The 17,324-nt window shown below is 37.2% G+C and carries 14 protein-coding genes; 10 read left to right on the forward strand and 4 right to left on the reverse strand.

The window, feature by feature from the left end; genetic code table 11:
• Position 1 precedes the first annotated feature (1 nt).
• Positions 2-988 carry a lysophospholipid acyltransferase family protein gene (locus AC5YDM_RS14685; protein WP_496152811.1) on the reverse strand — a complete coding sequence of 329 codons (987 nt, stop codon included), beginning with the start codon at positions 986-988 and terminating at the stop codon, positions 2-4.
• Positions 989-1,121: 133 nt separating this feature from the next.
• Here AC5YDM_RS14685 and sppA point away from each other — a divergent pair, with 133 nt between their 5' ends.
• Together sppA and AC5YDM_RS14695 are read left to right on the forward strand one after the other, a co-directional pair.
• Positions 1,122-2,138: a signal peptide peptidase SppA gene (gene sppA, locus AC5YDM_RS14690; protein WP_496152812.1), complete on the forward strand. Its 1,017-nt coding sequence runs from the start codon at positions 1,122-1,124 to the stop codon at positions 2,136-2,138.
• Positions 2,135-2,929 carry an alpha/beta fold hydrolase gene (locus AC5YDM_RS14695; protein ID WP_496152813.1) on the forward strand — a complete coding sequence of 265 codons (795 nt, stop codon included), beginning with the start codon at positions 2,135-2,137 and terminating at the stop codon, positions 2,927-2,929. The genes sppA and AC5YDM_RS14695 overlap by 4 nt, the downstream gene beginning before the upstream one ends.
• A 122-nt stretch (positions 2,930-3,051) precedes the next feature.
• On the opposite strand, the gene purN is transcribed toward AC5YDM_RS14695, so the two are convergent.
• Positions 3,052-3,681, reverse strand: a complete 630-nt coding sequence (gene purN / locus AC5YDM_RS14700) for a phosphoribosylglycinamide formyltransferase (protein WP_496152814.1) — start codon at positions 3,679-3,681, stop codon at positions 3,052-3,054.
• Positions 3,682-3,690: 9 nt separating this feature from the next.
• On the reverse strand, positions 3,691-4,761 hold the full coding sequence (gene purM / locus AC5YDM_RS14705; protein WP_496152815.1) for a phosphoribosylformylglycinamidine cyclo-ligase: 1,071 nt from the start codon (positions 4,759-4,761) through the stop codon (positions 3,691-3,693).
• A gap of 134 nt (positions 4,762-4,895) precedes the next feature.
• On the opposite strand from purM, the gene cxpE reads away from it, so the two are divergent.
• The 7 genes from cxpE to AC5YDM_RS14740 all read left to right on the forward strand — a co-directional run bounded on the left by cxpE (position 4,896) and on the right by AC5YDM_RS14740 (position 14,467).
• Positions 4,896-6,116: a chloramphenicol efflux transporter CxpE gene (gene cxpE, locus AC5YDM_RS14710; RefSeq protein WP_496152816.1), complete on the forward strand. Its 1,221-nt coding sequence runs from the start codon at positions 4,896-4,898 to the stop codon at positions 6,114-6,116.
• A 15-nt stretch (positions 6,117-6,131) separates the two neighbouring features.
• Positions 6,132-6,839, forward strand: coding sequence for a DnaA regulatory inactivator Hda (gene hda / locus AC5YDM_RS14715; protein WP_496152817.1), 708 nt, complete (start codon positions 6,132-6,134; stop codon positions 6,837-6,839).
• 281 nt (positions 6,840-7,120) lie between these two features.
• Complete coding sequence (gene rbtA / locus AC5YDM_RS14720; RefSeq protein ID WP_496152818.1) at positions 7,121-8,911, forward strand: rhombotarget A; 1,791 nt, start codon at positions 7,121-7,123, stop codon at positions 8,909-8,911.
• A 32-nt stretch (positions 8,912-8,943) separates the two neighbouring features.
• Positions 8,944-11,343, forward strand: coding sequence for a CSLREA domain-containing protein (locus tag AC5YDM_RS14725; RefSeq protein WP_496152819.1), 2,400 nt, complete (start codon positions 8,944-8,946; stop codon positions 11,341-11,343).
• A gap of 234 nt (positions 11,344-11,577) precedes the next feature.
• Positions 11,578-12,375, forward strand: a complete 798-nt coding sequence (locus AC5YDM_RS14730) for a tellurium resistance protein (protein WP_496152820.1) — start codon at positions 11,578-11,580, stop codon at positions 12,373-12,375.
• An 8-nt stretch (positions 12,376-12,383) separates the two neighbouring features.
• Positions 12,384-13,523: a toxic anion resistance protein gene (locus tag AC5YDM_RS14735; RefSeq protein ID WP_496152821.1), complete on the forward strand. Its 1,140-nt coding sequence runs from the start codon at positions 12,384-12,386 to the stop codon at positions 13,521-13,523.
• A gap of 23 nt (positions 13,524-13,546) precedes the next feature.
• Positions 13,547-14,467 (forward strand): hypothetical protein, encoded by a 921-nt coding sequence (locus tag AC5YDM_RS14740; protein WP_496152822.1) that lies wholly within the window; start codon positions 13,547-13,549, stop codon positions 14,465-14,467.
• Positions 14,468-14,572: 105 nt separating this feature from the next.
• On the opposite strand, the gene AC5YDM_RS14745 is transcribed toward AC5YDM_RS14740, so the two are convergent.
• The gene (locus AC5YDM_RS14745) at positions 14,573-15,181 is read right to left on the reverse strand and encodes a DsbA family protein (RefSeq protein WP_496152823.1); all 609 of its coding nucleotides are present in this window, start codon (positions 15,179-15,181) and stop codon (positions 14,573-14,575) included.
• Between the two features lie 599 nt (positions 15,182-15,780).
• Between AC5YDM_RS14745 and ahpF the strand changes: the two genes are divergently transcribed.
• Positions 15,781-17,324: alkyl hydroperoxide reductase subunit F (ahpF, locus tag AC5YDM_RS14750; RefSeq protein ID WP_496152406.1), on the forward strand; the 1,544-nt coding region annotated here is incomplete at its 3' end.

The following is a 17,324-nucleotide window of genomic DNA, read 5'->3' on the forward strand; positions in this document are numbered from 1 at the left end:
ATCAGTTAATCAGAGAAAGTTCATGTTCTGAAGAAGTTGATAAGAGTGGATTTTTAGCTTCTTCACGAACTTGCTCGACTTTTGATAGTGCAGTTTCATGATCAATATTGTAAATATCATGTAGAGCTGGATTTGCTTTAAAGCGTTTATAGCTCCAGTGCGCATGTTCAGGATATCGTGCAATTAATCCTTCAATAGCTTTGTGGATGATTAAAGTGCCATCCATCGCAGTACCATCATAGATCTGAGAATCTATCGTCTCAATATGAATATCAAAATCTTCCGTTTCGTTTCTTATTGCGTAAATTAATAATGCCGCAGCTTTAGTTTTCTGAATGAGCTTAGAACTGAGATTACTTGAGTCTAGTGGTAAACCGAAGTATTTAATCATTTCAACGCCATTTTTAGGCGTATGATCTGGTAAAATAACAGTCGTCCCACCTTGCTTTAATGCTTTAAAAATTTGGCGGACACCTGACTCATCGGTTGGCACAAGATTGGCTTGTTCACGGCTACGGGCTGCACGTACAAATTGATCCGCATCTGCATTTTTAATAGGTTTATACATGATGGTCATTTTTGAATGTTGTGCAAACCAAGCATTCATAACTTCCCATGTTCCGAAATGGGGCGCAAGTAAAACAATCCCTTTCTGTGCTTGCATTGCATCATGAAAATGCTCAGCGCCATGAACTTTACGAATCCGTGAAATATTTTTCTCATTCGAGCTGCCCCAAATGCTAAAAAACTCCATATAAGATTGAAGCTCATGGGAAATGGCAGCACGTGCAATTTGATTTTTATGTTCAGTAGATAAATACGGTAGGCAAATATCCACATTTAAGCGAACCACTTTTGCTGTTTTGCCAATATGAAAATTATTAATCAAACCAGCAAGAATACGCGCGAAAAAGCGTGAAAATCGAATGGGACGGCGACTAAAAAAATTCAGTAATCGTGTCGTCGTCGAAGGGTTATTTTCAGTCATCTTGTCAGTATGTTGAATATTTTTAAATTGTGAAAGGGTTGTTAAATATTATAATTTAAATTTGCTACTTTAAACAGTTTAAAGCAATTACATGTATATAATGTCGCATTAATAATGAATTTGGATGGTATATATGTCCGATTGGCCACCACAACCTCATAATGACAATAGTAATTTAAATAAACAAGTTACTGGTAAAGAATGGGAAATTTTAGAAAAAGCTGTTTTAGCCTCAGTTGAAGAACAAAGACGCACGCGTCGTTGGGGTATCTTTTTTAAATTTTTAACTTTTGCATATATTCTCTTTTTACTGGTTGTGATGGGGCGCGGGTGTTCGACTGCGAATGTTGATGCGAGTACCACAACAGGTAACCATTTGGCTGTCGTAGACATCATCGGCACGATCGCAGCAGATGATAAAAGTGTTAATAGTGAAGATACGATCAAGTCGTTAAAAAAAGCATTTGAAAATAAGCAAAGTAAGGCTGTTATTCTCAATATCAACTCGCCAGGTGGTTCACCTGTTCAATCTGATGAAATTTGGCAAGAAATTCAAATATTGAAGAAAGCGCATACGGATAAAAAATTGTATGCCGTGATTGGTGATACGGGTGCTTCTGGCGCTTACTATATTGCATCTGCAGCCGATCAAATTATTGTTAATCCATCGAGTTTAGTGGGTTCAATTGGTGTAATTATGCCAAATTATGGCGTAAATGGTTTGATGCAGAAATTGGGTGTTGAAGATCGCACAATGACTTCAGGCTCAAATAAGGCTTTATTGTCTATGACTCAACCTGTAGATCCTGCTCAAAAAGCACATGTTCAAGGTGTGTTAGATAATGTTCATGGACATTTTATTGAAGCTGTGAAAAAAGGTCGTGGTGAAAAACTGAAGTCGAATGATCCTGCTATATTCTCAGGGTTGTTCTGGACAGGTGAGCAAGCAGTCAGTTTAGGTATTGCTGACCGTATTGGTAGTGTTAATGCGCTAAAACGTGAATTAAAAATTGATAAGACTGTGAATTATACGATTGAGCATAATCCACTCGATTCAATTTTGGGTCGCATGGGTGCAACAGTTGGACAAGGAATTACTTCATCTATTACTCAGCAAATTCAGTCTGAACAAACGACGAAACTGCAATGAAACCACTTATTCATTTTGCGCACGCCAATGGCGTGCCTGCTCAAGTCTATCAAAAATTATTTGATGCTTTGAGTGATCAATTTGATGTGATCTATGTTCCATTGATTGGGACGGATCAACGCTATCCAGTGGATAATCATTGGGAAAGCATGACGCAGCAAGTCATTGATAGTATTGTGCAAAAAGCCAATGGTCGTAAGGTGATTGGCATCGGTCATTCTCTTGGTGCTGTTTTAACTTTTAAGGCTGCACTAAAACGCCCAGATCTTTTTGAACGTGTATTGATGATGGATCCTCCTTTGATTTTAGGTAAGGAATCCGTCATGTTGCATATTGCGAAAGTTTTAAAGCTGAAAGCTGTTGATTCAATGTCTCCAGCAGCTTTGTCATTGCGTCGCCGTGATCATTGGGAGAGTCGTGAGCAAGCTGCTGAATTACTGAGACCGAAAGGTTTCTATCAAGAATTTGATGCTCAATGTTTTGATGACTATATTCGTTATGCTTTGACCGATGATCATTTGCGTGGTGGTGTTGAACTGACGATACCAAAAATGACGGAAGTTGAAATTTTTAGAACGAATCCATCTTTGTGGTGGATGCCTCAAGCAAAGCCGATGATACCTGTTGAAATGCTGATCGCGTCTAAAGGTCCATTTTTAAAAATGCGCTTTCCACAAAAAGCTCAAAAGAAATTTGGTACTCCATTTCAGGTTTTTGAAGGAAGCCATATGTTTCCTTTAGAGCATCCAGTCGAAGTAGCAGAAAAAATTAAAACTTTGTTGCTTCAATAGCGGTTATAAAGACTTTTTTATTTGAAGTAAATATTTCGAGCAATAAAAAACGCATCTTAAGATGCGTTTTTTATTTAAACTATTTTATGGTTTTGAGTCTGATAATTGTATAAATATAAAAGTCAGAACTTACAAAACTGAAAGGGTTCAGTTAAGGCTTGTCCACGATGCATTACACCATGAGAAGTGTACTTAATCGTACCGTTACAAATCCATTCAACAGCTTGTGGATAAATGAGGTGCTCTAAAACATGAACACGTGAAGCAAGCGTTTCAATATTGTCATTTACTGCGACTTTAAGTATACCTTGAGCAAGTGCTTGACCTGCATCAAGTTCAGCCGTCACATAATGAACAGTACATCCATGTAACACATCACCTGTGTTTAAAACCCGTTGATGTGTATGCATACCCTTGTAATTTGGCAAAAGAGAAGGGTGGATATTCACCATTTTTCCTTCCCATAATTTGACAAAGTCAGCACTTAATATGCGCATGAATCCAGCAAGAATAACCAGATCCACATCCCAATCCACCAATTGTTGATGCATGACTGCATCAAAGGCTTCACGATTAGGATATTGCTTATGTTCAATGATGGTTGTGGCAATATTGGCTTGTTTGGCACGTTCTAAAGCATATGCTTCAGGTTTATTGGAAATTACCCCAACAATTTGCCCTGAAAGATTGGCATCAATCAAGGCTTGAAGGTTAGAACCACTACCTGAAACAAGTACAGCAATTTTAATCATCTTGAATACTTAAGCAAAAACCACACGGATTTTTTCGTCAGCGCCTTCAACAGATTCAGCATTATCTACGATATGACCCATAGACCAAGCTTTTTCACCTAAACTATTCAATAGTTCAACTGTTTTGTCAGCCTCTGCAGCATCAACAACAAGAACCATACCTACGCCACAGTTAAATGTGCGGTACATTTCAAACTGTTCAACGCCACCTTCTTTTTGAAGAAGTTTGAATAGTTCTGGCCATTCCCAAGATGCTTCATTAACAACAGCTTGTGCACCGTTTGGAAGTACGCGAGGTAAGTTACCTGGTAAACCACCACCCGTGATGTGCGCCATAGCGTGAACATCAACATGTTTAAGCAATTCAAGAATTGATTTTACATAAATACGAGTTGGTTCCATTGCAACGTCTGCAAGAGGACGACCATCTACGATTTGAGTTAAATCAACATTTTTTACATCGATAATTTTACGAAGTAATGAATAACCATTTGAATGAGCACCACTTGATGCAACACCAACTAAAACGTCACCCGCTTTAACTTTAGTGCCATCAATGATTTTACTTTGCTCAACAACACCTACGCAGAAGCCTGCAAGGTCATAGTCATCGCCTTCATACATGCCTGGCATTTCAGCAGTTTCACCACCGACCAATGCACAACCAGCAAGCTCACAACCCGCACCAATACCAGTAACTACATTCGCAGCAACATCAACATTTAGATGACCAGTTGCGTAGTAATCAAGGAAGAATAATGGTTCAGCACCACAAACAAGAAGATCGTTTACACACATTGCAACCAAGTCTTGGCCAATGGTGTCATGACGATTTAAATTCAATGCTAAACGTAATTTTGTACCAACACCATCTGTGCCAGATACGAGAACAGGTTCTTCATAACCTTTAGGGATTTTACAAAGGGCACCGAAGCCGCCAAGACCGCCCATCACTTCAGGACGTGTAGTACGCTTTGCAACAGATTTGATACGATCGACTAATGCGTCGCCCGCTTCAATGTCGACACCTGCGTCTTTATAGCTTAAACCAGTGTTATGGGTAGAGGTTGAGTTGCTCATAATGAAGTCTCCGCATTCGCGCGGAGATTATACCTGAATATACGAAACTCTTATGGTATTTATGCTTTAAAATGTTATCTTTAGCGAAATATTTTTAATTCAATAACGAATCATCTAGAAAAAGGCGAGATTGCATGCAAGATCGTACATTAAAACGAATTCTCATTATTGGTGGACTAGCGCTTTTCCTATGGATTTTGTATCTATTAAAGCCTGTTGTCATCCCATTTATTATTGCTTTTTTTATTGCCTATTTATTTAGTCCTTTAGTCGATAGATTACAGAAAATTGGTTTACCTCGGTGGTTGTCGATTGGCACAGTATTTATTGGTATTGGCGTTGCAGTAACCATGGCCTTTTGGTACATCGTACCTTTAATTTGGAAGCAGTTGGTCATTGCACGTGACAGTATTCCTGTCGGTATTAATTGGATTAACTCTACATTTTTACCTTGGGTGTCGAATACATTTAATGTCGAACAGATGGAAATTGACACCAACCATATGTCGACTATTGTAATGGACTACATTCAGACCAACTATAGTACGGACAGTTTGCAGGCAATGGCGCTTAGAATTGCTCAATCTGGACTTAACTTTATACAAATTGGTGGTACGGTTGTCCTCATTCCTATCATTGCTTTCTATTTCCTATTAGATTGGAGAAGAATGCTTGATAGTTTACGTCGTTTGATTCCACGTCCTTATGAAAAAACAACTTTAGAAATTGCCACCGAATGCCATAGTGTTTTAGGGGCATTTGTTAAAGGTCAATTCTTGGTGATGATTTTACTCGGAATTGTGTATGCGGTTGGATTACAACTGATTGGATTAGATGTCGGTTTAATCATTGGGATGATCGCAGGTTTGGCGAGTATTATTCCTTATCTTGGTTTTGCTGTAGGTATTGTGGCTGCTGTAATTGCAACCCTACTTCAATTTGGCGTTGATTGGATGCAACTGGCGTTAGTTCTTGTTGTATTTATGATTGGACAAGGCATAGAAGGTTATGTACTACAACCTTTCTTGCTGGGAGATAAAATTGGTCTATCTCCAGTAGCGGTTGTATTTGCCGTATTGGCAGGTGCACAGCTTGCAGGCTTCCTTGGTATGTTGATTGCCTTACCTGTTGCAGCAGTAATTGTTGTTCTGCTGAGACATGCTCGCGATAGTTATGAAAAAAGCCAACTTTATGGTTCTAGAAACGTTGAAATTCAAACTGATCCGTCTGGATCTGTGAGTATTCGTACTCAGGATGTGGATATAGACGTTGAAATAAAAGATCCTGTGGTAAATAATCAGCAAGTTACTGAAAATTCTAGTAACATGGATTTGCCAGATCGAAAAGAACCATAAGGTCTCATGAATTAGATGCGTCAATTACAATTAAACATAGAACCCCAGCTCGATGCTCGAATCAGTGATTTTTCTGGTCCGGGTTGGGGACCTGTAATTGATGGCGTTAGGCAGCTTCATGCAGGACTGATGAATCGTTTTTACCTTTATGGTGGAGCGGGAACAGGTAAGAGTCACTTGCTCACCGCAATTTGTGATTCTTATCTAGAAGTAGGTAAGTCGGCAATTAAGGTCTCCCTACTTGAATTACTAGATGCACCGATTGAAGCAATTACTTCATTAGAAATGTATGACCTTGTTGCCTTGGATGACATTGAGGCCATTAGCGGGGTTCCTCATTGGCAAAAAGCAGTATTTCATCTAATCAATAATAATAACGAGGGGGGAGGACAATTGGTCTTTTCCTCACGCTTTGCTCCGATTGAATTAAAATTAGAGCTTCCAGATTTACAATCTCGCTTAACTCAGGCAGTGAGTGTAAGAGTTCCTAGTGGGCAGTCTTATGCTGATCGTCTGGCATTGCTCACATCTGTGATGGAACGGAAAGGTGTTCATTTTGACCCACAAATTATTGATTATTTGTTGATGCATGGTCCGACTCAAACCAGTACTTTACTTCAATCTCTGGAGCAATTAGAAAAGATGCTTCAGGGAGAGAAAGTAAAATTATCCAATGCAACTATCAAACAAATTTATGCATTGATTGATGAATATAAGAGATAGATTTCTAATTCTCTAATTCTCTAATTCTCTAATTCTCTAATTCTCTAATTCTCTAATTCTCTAATTCTCTAATTCTCTAATTCTCTAATTCTCTAATTCTCTAATTCTCTAATTCTCTAATTCTCTAATTCTCTAATTCATTCGTCGAAAATAATAATCTGTAACGCTAAAAAAATTGTTTAAATTGACCAAATGTGACAAAGTACGCAAAAAGGAATAATAGCGTTACATTTTTGATGTTTTGCTGATTATAAAAATAAAGAAAAAACAAGGAGTTCTCTATGCTTAAACAAAGCATAAGCTTAGTTTTGTTGTGCTTCGCTGGTCATACTTTCGCGGCAGATATTGTTGTCAATACAACTGAAGATGTTGTAGCAGCTGACGACAAGTGTTCATTACGTGAAGCAATAGAGTATATCAACCAAGGTCGACCAGAAGCAGGCTTTAATGGTTGTGGAGGAAAAGAGACGACAGATACGATTTATTTACAATCTCTTACTTACAATTTAAATAAAGAAATCTTAATTTCAAAAGCAGTCACACTGAGAACACGCTACGAATCCGATCTAAACAGTAATTTGTTGGGGAAACATAATGCTGTAATCAAAATGACTGGCACTGATCGAATTTTTAATATTGATCGTCGATCAGAAACCACTGATACAAAAGATGATGATAATGCTCGAATCAGTGTGAATTTTCATGAAATCACGCTTAGTGGATGTGATGCTGTACTTTGCAAAGAGCAAGGTGGATTAATTTACAATAAAGAATCGTTGAATTTTTATAATTCACAATTACTCAATGGAAAGGCAAAGTCAGGTGGAGCCATTTATAGCGCCGGTAAATTTGATCTGTTAAAAACCCCTGGATTTGTAAGTATTGCAAATTCAGTAATGCAGGGTAATAAAGCAGAAAATGGGGCGGTAATTTTTAGTGATACACCACAGTATTTAGTGAATTCATCTGTGGTCAGAGATAATGAAGTAACCTTAAGCTCAGCTGCGTTATTTGATAGTCTTGAGGGATTTGATGATAAAACGATAGTGAATGTTTCAGGTGCTAGAGGGATCTCGAACAGCACAATTTTTAATAATAAAGGTCATACAATTCGTGTCATGGATCTCATGACAGTGAGTAATATCACCATGATTTTGAATAGCAAAGGATTGATTCTAGATGCACCACTGCAACGTGGTTATGTTGGAAATAGCATTTTGGCTAAAAATGGAGCTGAAGATTGCACCATTCGCCAAAGCGGTATCGCAAATAACTTAAGTAATAACTTATATTCTAATGGTTGTGCAGGAACATTTTCTCAAAGCTTAGGAACAACTAATCTGATCGCTTCATCCTCTTCTGAAGGTATATGTGATATCACATCAGATGGTATTTTATGTCCTTTTAAAGAGTATTCAGATTCGAGTTTAGGTTATTTTAGACCGAGATTGTTAGAAAGCTACAGCAGTCGAAATGATTCTCCTATTGTAAATAAAGGACCCTTATCAGGAAGTGGTGTTATTTCATGTGAGACATCAGATCAAAGATTAATTAAACGAAATAATATTTGGGAACTTTGTGATCGTGGAGCAATTGAACTCCGCGTGGACTTAAACACAATTGAACTTGTAGGGGCGGATATTCTTTATAAAGATGTTGCAAAAATGTCCATTCGTGATCAATTGGTGGATGGTGAACTGATTACACCAGCACAGTGTCAAAAGCTTTTTGGTAGTGAACCAACCAGTGGCATTTGGCAACCTGGTTGTCTAAAGATTGTTCAAACCAATACTACTTCTAAAGGGAAATTAACGCTCACACAGGATGGTGACATTAGCTACCAACCGAATGGTGATTGGCATGGTAGTGACCAATTTAATATTTTAGTTATTACCACCACGACTTATTTTAGTGATTCTTTAAACAAATATATCCAAATCAAAACAAATGTCGTGCAAGATCCACCAAATACCTATAAAGACTACAGTGTGAAAACATCAGGCGGAAGCTTTGGTTTTGCTGGATTGATAGTGTTATTAGGTTTAATAACATTACGCCGCAATAAAAAATAAAAGTATAAGTAAAATAAAAATAAGGAATAGTGATGAAAAAATTCACAAAAGGACTGTTAACACTCGGTGTATTGGCTGCAATGTCACTTATGGCTGCCGAGGATACAACGATTTTAGTGACTACCTTTAATGATGAAGATGGTGAAAATCCAAGTCAATGTTCATTACGAGAAGCCGTCACAGCAGCTTCAACGCATCAGCCTTATGGTGGGTGCCCGAAAGGTGATAAACATGCATCGAATGTCAAAACAATTCAATTAGAAGCAGGTACCTATGTGCTTAAGCGAGAGCTCACACCTAATTCACCGCTTTATATTGTTGGTAAAGAGCCTGCCGATTATTCAAAACCCAATGCTATTAATAATGATTATCCAGCAAAAACAAAGCTAAAAACAACCATTTCAGGTCAAGGTGCGGCGCGATTATTTAATACCATCAATTTGGAAAAGCCGAGTTTAACTCTTGAGAATATTGTATTAGCTGATGGCTATAGTGCGGATGCTGGAGGAGCTTTACTGTTAGGCGGAAATACTGAATTGATTAATGTAATTATTCAGAACTCAAAGGCTGATAAAGGAGGAGCAATTTTTCTCAATGATATCAATAGCAATTTAACGATCACAGGTTCTGTATTAAAAGACAATAAAGCGAATACAGGTAGTGTGCTAGCAATGACTTGTTTAGATAAGCTCAGTTATACCATTCGAAATATTGCAATTAACCGAAGCAGTATCATTGGGAATGGTGATGCAAATAGCCAAAGTACACTGAGTTATTGTGGTCAACCGACTGCACTTATATCGACAAGTACCATCAGTAAAAATATAGCCAATTTGAGCACAGGTCGTATTATTGAATTTAGTGGAATCACGGGAAATACCCAAAATAACCTAAGCCCAACGTCGAGTTTGGGGCTGCTGAGCAATACGATTGTCGAGAATACAGCCACTACAGCATTACTCTATGATTTAACAGCTAAGAAAACTATAGATTATAATGTGCTTGCATTTAACTCGGGTAAATCATGTAAGTTTAATGGCGGAGACATTACTACTATTGATAATGCGAATGTCGATGCTGAAAAAAATGCCATGAATCTCAGTAATGCAGATTGTGAATTACCGAAAATAACGCTGGCTTATGCCAAAACTAATTCAGTAGATATAAATGGTTTACAAATGGGCGATCTTTTAAGCCCAATTCAGGTAGACAAAGAGTACACGGATTATCTTCCGATGTATTTTCCACTGGAGAAAACAGGGGTGAGTCTGATTGATGTGGGCGGTGATGGTGGTTGCGCTGGATTTGATCAAAGAGGAGTTAAACGTTCGCTAGAGTCAGATTCAACTACGGCTAGTATGAAAAGTAATACCTGTGATATTGGTTCAGCTGAAGTGCTAAGGTTAACAGTTCAAAATATCACGGATACCAATAAATCTATGACGAGTCTAATTGACAATTACCAAGCCAATTATGATTTGTTTAATGACCTTATTAATAATAAAGAAACTAAACCTGAGTTGTTGAAATACTATCAACTACGCCGTGATGAATTTAGTAATTTAATTAAATATACAAAATCTGATCAGAAATATAGAACGATTTTTATTGATCCGTTTTCGGCTAATATACCTGATGAATTAGTGACTAATGGTGCACGTCAAATCCAGCATTTAAACCCTGATAACTATGAAGTCACGGTTGTCAGAACTGGTGTCGGTAAAATTGGTTCAGATGGCTTATTTATTGGTCAAGATGACACACGTTTAAAATGTAGTTGGAACAGTAATCTCAAACAAATCATGCTCTACAGAGAAGATGATCGTTTGACTGCAGAGAGTGACTTTGAGATTTGTAAGTACACGCTGAAAAATAAACAAACTTCAACTTCAGAAAGTGCATATATTTTAGGAAGGTTTACGAATATAGGCCCAAATGTTCCTGAAAAATTGGATCTAACCATTCAACATGGTGGCACTCAAAGTGTAAGTGTTGATTTGCTCAAAGGTGCCAATGATGATGGAGATGGACTGGTAAGTACATTATCTAATCCTAACAAGTCGGCTTTCTTTTTTAATGCTCAAGGTCAAACGCAAGCCATTCGTATTGAAGATTTACCTAACCCAGTTGCAGTTCGTGCAGATCGTTCTGGTCCATGTCCTAATGAAGACAGTAAATATATTTGTTATGGTGGTAACGTGACATTGCAATTAAAAAATTCCTTAGATGTATTTCCTTATGATGTTAAATATGTCGTGTACGATGCTGATGGAGCAAAGTCAAATACTGGCGTAATTCATTTAAAGAATACAGCGACAGCACCAGGCAGTGTTCGAAATAATGGTGGAGGTGGTTCAATCGGGTGGTTCACATTATTTGGATTGGCAGGTTTAATCGGCTATAGAGCACGACAAGCATCACGCCGTCATTAATAGTAAGATAGTTCCACAATCACATTCATTATGTATATGAGTTCAAATACCCGTTAACCTTAACGGGTTTTTTAATGATTTAAAGAGAACCCAGAATTTAAATCATTAAAAATTTGCATAACGATTTCACTAAATATAAAGTGATTGAAAATGATAATCTCTTTATTGCAATTTGCTACATTAGAACGCATATAACTATTTACTATAAACAGATCACGAATTAATTTTAATGATATGAAACAATTTTATGAGCTTGTCCCACTTGATCAAATTGCGGTGAGTTCTGATGAGCTTCTCTCGATTAAACGAAATGATCTTGTACCATTATTGGATGATCAAGTTCGTCTGAATCATTATGCAGATCACTTGATTCAATCACAGGCAGTATTGCTCAATGGTGTTGATCCACAGCTTACACAGCAACTTAGTCATGTCATTGCAGAGATTATTCAACAACTCAATCAATCTAAAAAGTCTTTAAAAGTTAAAAAATTTAATGCTTTACAACGTTGGCTCGGTTTGGATTTGGAGTTTAAAGCAGGAAAAATTAAATATCTTAAAGATTTAGATCGTAATATTCATCAAGCTAATCAACTCAGTCAAAAGTTACAGCTTGAAATTCAAAAGTCACAGTCGCGTTTTCAACAAGCGAATGGTTTGCGTGAACAAATGGCAAAATATATTCGTGCCGCACAAGAATTTTTAGTGGAATATCCGAATTTTGTGAAAAATTTACATCCGTTAAATAATTTTGAAGATCGACTTTCTAAGAAAATTAATACCTTGCAAACTTTACAAGCCAGTAATGATATTGCACTCACTCAAATGCAACTAACACAAAAACTTTCGTTTAGTTTGATGGATCGTTTTAAAGAAGCTGAGCAAGTTCTTATTCCTGCATGGCAATATCATGTTAAGCAAAGCCAAGCTCAAAGAAATAGTTCGCAAAATACACAAACATCTTTAGATGAGCTTGATAAAAGCAGAGAGAAGCTCATTCAATCTTTACAAAAATCATTAGATAAAAAATAGGGGACATCATGTCAGATTCAAATTCAGAATTATTGGTTAAGTCGTCAACTGAAGTATCTACAGAGATTCAACAGCAAGACTTTGAAAAAATGAACCTTAAAGAAATAGGGTTACAACCTGAAGATTTTCAAGCCGTCCAAACAGCACGTAAGGAGTTGGCTGATATTAATCATTCAAGTGTTGCTGAATATGGTAAAAATATCGCAACTAAGACCTCTACTTATACCGATGAATTACTGAGCTTGGTGAAAAATAAAGACCTAGATGTTACGGGTCAAAAGCTCAATGAAGTTGTGAGCGTGGCACAGCAACTCAATACCTCCAGTATCTTGAATAAACCAAAAAGCAGTGGGTTTTTGGGTGGTATTTTGAGCAAGTTTAGAGGTGCTAAGCAAAACTTTGATCAGCATTTTAATACGACTAAAGAACAAATTGATGCCTTGGTCAAAGAAATTGAAACATCACAAAATGGTTTAAAAGCACGTGTTGGAACTTTGGATAAAATGTTCGAAGGCGTGCAAGATGAATACAAGCAATTGGGTGTTTATATTGCGGCGGGTCGTCTAAAACAACAAGAAATCCAACAGGAAATTTCGGCACTTTCAGTACAAGAGCAGGATCAGCAGACGAATCAGCTTGTCTATGATCTCAATCATTTGGCGAATAATCTTGAAAAACGCGTCAGTGACTTACAGGTTTTACAGCAGTCTGCAATGCAAACCTTACCGATGATTCGTATTATTCAATCGAATAATATGATGTTGGTTGATAAGTTTTATGCGATCAAAAATATTACGTTACCTGCTTGGAAAAATCAGATCAGTTTAGCTATTTCTCTGAATGAGCAAAAGAATAGTGTGCAATTGGCAAATAGCATTGATGATGCGACCAATGATTTATTGAAGCGTAATGCAGATTTGTTACATCAAAACTCTGTGGATACTGCCAAAGCCAATCAGCGTTCAGTGATTGATATCGAAACCCTTGAACATGTACAGAATACCCTCATTAATACTGTAAATGATGTGATTCAAATTCAGAAAGAAGGTATGCAGAAGCGTGAAGAAGCATCGACACGAATTCGTGCTTTGCAGACCAATTTACAGCAGTTGGTTATTGATTCAAGTAATAACCAAACCCACTCATAATTTATGTCGTTGAGGTCATTTGATTGAAAACAGTAGAAGATCATCCTGTTAAATCCGAACATATTGCAACGGGACTAAACATACTACAAAAGCGTCAAAATAAGCTCAGTATGATGAGCGTATTGACGGGTAGTGTGTTTATTGTGAGCTTCGTGGCAATTTTTATTCAGCAGGATTTTATCTACAGTTTTTTTGGGCTGACTCAAACAGTTGAACAGTTACATATTCCTTATTCAATTCAAGGCATTGTTTCTGAATATCACAATCAACCTGATTATTTATTTAATTTACTTGGTTGGATTGGTTGGTTCATACTGAAAGTTTTCTGTTCGATGGTTGGTGCATTTGTCGTTATTCATTTTTTGAAGAAGTTTAAGTTTTTTGCAATCAGATTTCAGTCTTTTGTATTGAAATTTGTAGCTTGGCTTATCTGCATAATTTTGATTTGGTCAGCATTCACTTATATTCAATATGATATGAATGATGATGATGAACAGGATCAATATGAATTAATTCATTACAAACAGCACATTCAAGAAAGCCAAATTGCTCAAATTTTGAATGAAGACAACAGCAACGATACGGTAAAAGCTTATGTATTAGGGCAAGTTGCTTTATTACATAAGCCAACGGATAAGGATGTAGCAACTTCTTATGTAGCTCAATTGGTTCAGGCTGAAAGAACACAACATAACTTTATTGAGTATGGATTTAAGCCTGAAATGATTTGGACGATGCAAAAGCAAGTTTATGGTCAAGCAATGACGCCTTTGGCGAAAAGTATTGAACCGAAAGTATTGAAAGCAGATCAAATTTCCAAAGTGGTGAATATTGCTTTGATGGCGCTGTCCGCATTGTTATTTTTGTTCAGTCTTATGTTTTATTCAATATCAAGACGTTTAAAGGGAAGAATTCATCGCATTCAACATCAGATTGAATATTAATTCAGCCCTTTATCTATAAAATAGAATGTTAAGACCGACTACAAAAAATCCCGAAAATATTCGGGATTTTTCATTTACGACTTTCATAGATTATTCATATTTTACTTAACTGGCTTGGCGTAATAAATCTTTGAGCTTTTGAGTCGAAAAGCTTTCATCTGAAATTTCACCATTCACAATATAATAAGGAATCGGATGCTTGCCTAAACTCTGCACGTATTTTGTGATCTCGCGCTGATGATCGGCAATTTCTTTATGTTGTATCGAACGTAGAACATGATTGCCATCTAAGCCAATTCCTTCAATGATATTTTTCAAAACTTCAGCATCTGAAATATCTTTGCCATGTGCAAAAATGGCGTGGAACAGGGCTTGCGTCAGTGCGAATTTATCTAAGGTATTTTCCAAAGCTAAAATTGCTTGATGTGCCAAACGACTATTTGGCATACGTTTCATGTGTTCGATATTGACTTCAATATCTTCACTATATGCGGCAAATTTGGTCATCTCTAATTTCCGTTGAGCAGCAGTTGAACCATATTTTTCAGTGAGATATTCCAAAACATTTAAGCCTTGTTCGGGAATTTCCGGAACAGCCTGTATAGGAAGAAGTTCAATGTGGGATGAGGTTTGTTCATTCCAATTTTTCTTTAATTTTTGAAATGCGACATAACTCATCGGATAAACAATATCAAAAACAAATTCAATTTTCATGTGCTTACTCTTTTCAATGAATGTGGAAAATTTGAGTATTTCTATTTCAAGTTTTACCTTTCTAAATTTCTACCTATTCTTTGTTTTGAAGATTTAATGTATGCCTCTGTAACTGAATCTTTACATCTATGGATTAACGAGCTAGGTACTCCTCCACATTAGTCTTGCGATTGGCAAGATTGTTATGCATAGATTTAATTTAAAAAACTAAATCCATGTTTATTTGTCCAAATTCTCAATAAAAGTAAAAAGAACACTTCAGAATTACATCTGAGATTTCTGAATTTTTTCTTAAAACTTTAGATGATTGTTGTAACTTGAACTTCGTTCAGTTTTATCAATGATGCAGGTGATAATAATGATGGAATCGATGGATTGATCTATTGGACGTGCGTTTGGAATATCATTATTTAAGATTAGTGAGAATAAGTGAGTAATGGAAGGCTATTCTTTAGAACACATTGTTGCATTGATACAGGAGAATATCTTATATCTAATATTTCGATCAATATAATAAAAACAAACTGTTTTACCTATTTAACAGATTTAGCTATGATTCCCTTATCAAATAAACATTTACTCCTTTGGAGACGTTAGCAATGTTAGATCAAAATACTTCAGCTCAATTAAAAACACTTCTTGAACGCCTTGAAAGCCCAATCGAAATCGTGGCAACTTTAAATGGTTCAGATAAATCAAACCAAATTAAAGAATTGGTTGAAGAAGTGGCAGCGTTGTCTGCACTAGTGACTGCACGTTTCGATGGTAAAAACAGCCGTGCACCAAGTTTTGGTATCGCGAAAGCGGGTGAAGAACCTCGTGTGTACTTTGCGGGTTTACCGATGGGTCATGAGTTCACATCTTTGATCTTGGCATTGTTACAAGTATCAGGTTATGCACCTAAAGTATCTGATGAAGTGTTGGCTCAAATTAAAGACTTAGGTATCAAATCAAACTTTGACGTATTTGTTTCTTTAAGCTGTCATAACTGTCCTGACGTGGTTCAAGCATTAAACTTGATCGCGATTAATAACCCAGGCACAACTGCAACGATGATTGATGGTGCATTCTTCCAAGACGAAGTTGAAGAACGTAAAATCATGGCTGTTCCAATGTTATTCCAAGACGGTGAACACATTGGTCAAGGTCGTATGACTTTGGAAGAAATCATTGCCAAGTTAGATACCAACTCTGCTGCTAAAGATGCTGAGAAGCTCAATGCCAAAGAAGCATTTGATGTATTGGTGATTGGTGGTGGTCCTGCGGGGAATACAGCTGCAATCTATGCTGCTCGTAAAGGGATTCGTACAGGTATCGTGGCTGAGCGCATGGGCGGTCAAGTGATGGATACCATGGATATTGAGAACTTTACCTCAGTTCAAAAGACTCAAGGTCCTAAGTTTGCTGCTGAAATGGAAGCACATGTACGTGAGTATGGTGTCGACATCATGAACCTACAACGTGTTAAATCGATTGTCGGTGCAGACCAAACCACTTACGGTAATGTTGAAGTGACTTTGGAAAATGGTGCAAAACTTGAATCGAAAACAGTGATCCTGTCTACAGGTGCACGTTGGAGAGAAATGAATGTACCGGGTGAAGCTGAATACCGTACTCGTGGTGTTGCTTATTGTCCGCACTGTGATGGTCCATTGTTTAAAGGCAAACGTGTTGCTGTGATTGGCGGTGGTAACTCAGGTGTTGAAGCGGCAATTGACCTTGCAGGTATTGTTGAGCATGTTACTTTGGTTGAGTTTGATACGAAACTTCGTGCTGACCAAGTTCTTCAAGATAAATTGAACAGCTTGCCGAATACCACAGTGATCAAGAATGCGTTATCGACTGAAGTTGTGGGTGATGGTAAACAAGTGACTGCACTTAAATACAAAGATCGTGCAACAGATGTTGAGCATTCAGTTGAGTTGGCTGGGATCTTCGTTCAGATTGGTTTATTACCAAACACGGATTTCTTAAAAGATTCAAATGTTGAATTGACTAACCGTGGTGAGATTATGATTAATGATCGCAACGAAACCAATGTGAAAGGTGTATTTGCTGCGGGTGACTGTACCACTGTTCCTTATAAGCAAATTATCATTGCTACAGGTGAAGGTGCGAAGGCTTCTCTATCTGCTTTTGATTA

The organism is Acinetobacter sp. CY81 (genome assembly GCF_059515925.1).

Coding starts and splice junctions, on each gene's coding strand:
- AC5YDM_RS14745 (WP_496152823.1), bottom strand. CDS start 15,181: ATGAAAATTGAATTTGTTTTTGATATTGTTTATCCGATGAGTTATGTC.
- AC5YDM_RS14735 (WP_496152821.1), top strand. CDS start 12,384: ATGTCAGATTCAAATTCAGAATTATTGGTTAAGTCGTCAACTGAAGTA.
- purM (WP_496152815.1), bottom strand. CDS start 4,761: ATGAGCAACTCAACCTCTACCCATAACACTGGTTTAAGCTATAAAGAC.
- hda (WP_496152817.1), top strand. CDS start 6,132: ATGCGTCAATTACAATTAAACATAGAACCCCAGCTCGATGCTCGAATC.
- cxpE (WP_496152816.1), top strand. CDS start 4,896: ATGCAAGATCGTACATTAAAACGAATTCTCATTATTGGTGGACTAGCG.
- AC5YDM_RS14730 (WP_496152820.1), top strand. CDS start 11,578: ATGAAACAATTTTATGAGCTTGTCCCACTTGATCAAATTGCGGTGAGT.
- sppA (WP_496152812.1), top strand. CDS start 1,122: ATGTCCGATTGGCCACCACAACCTCATAATGACAATAGTAATTTAAAT.
- purN (WP_496152814.1), bottom strand. CDS start 3,681: ATGATTAAAATTGCTGTACTTGTTTCAGGTAGTGGTTCTAACCTTCAA.
- AC5YDM_RS14725 (WP_496152819.1), top strand. CDS start 8,944: ATGAAAAAATTCACAAAAGGACTGTTAACACTCGGTGTATTGGCTGCA.
- AC5YDM_RS14695 (WP_496152813.1), top strand. CDS start 2,135: ATGAAACCACTTATTCATTTTGCGCACGCCAATGGCGTGCCTGCTCAA.
- rbtA (WP_496152818.1), top strand. CDS start 7,121: ATGCTTAAACAAAGCATAAGCTTAGTTTTGTTGTGCTTCGCTGGTCAT.
- AC5YDM_RS14685 (WP_496152811.1), bottom strand. CDS start 988: ATGACTGAAAATAACCCTTCGACGACGACACGATTACTGAATTTTTTT.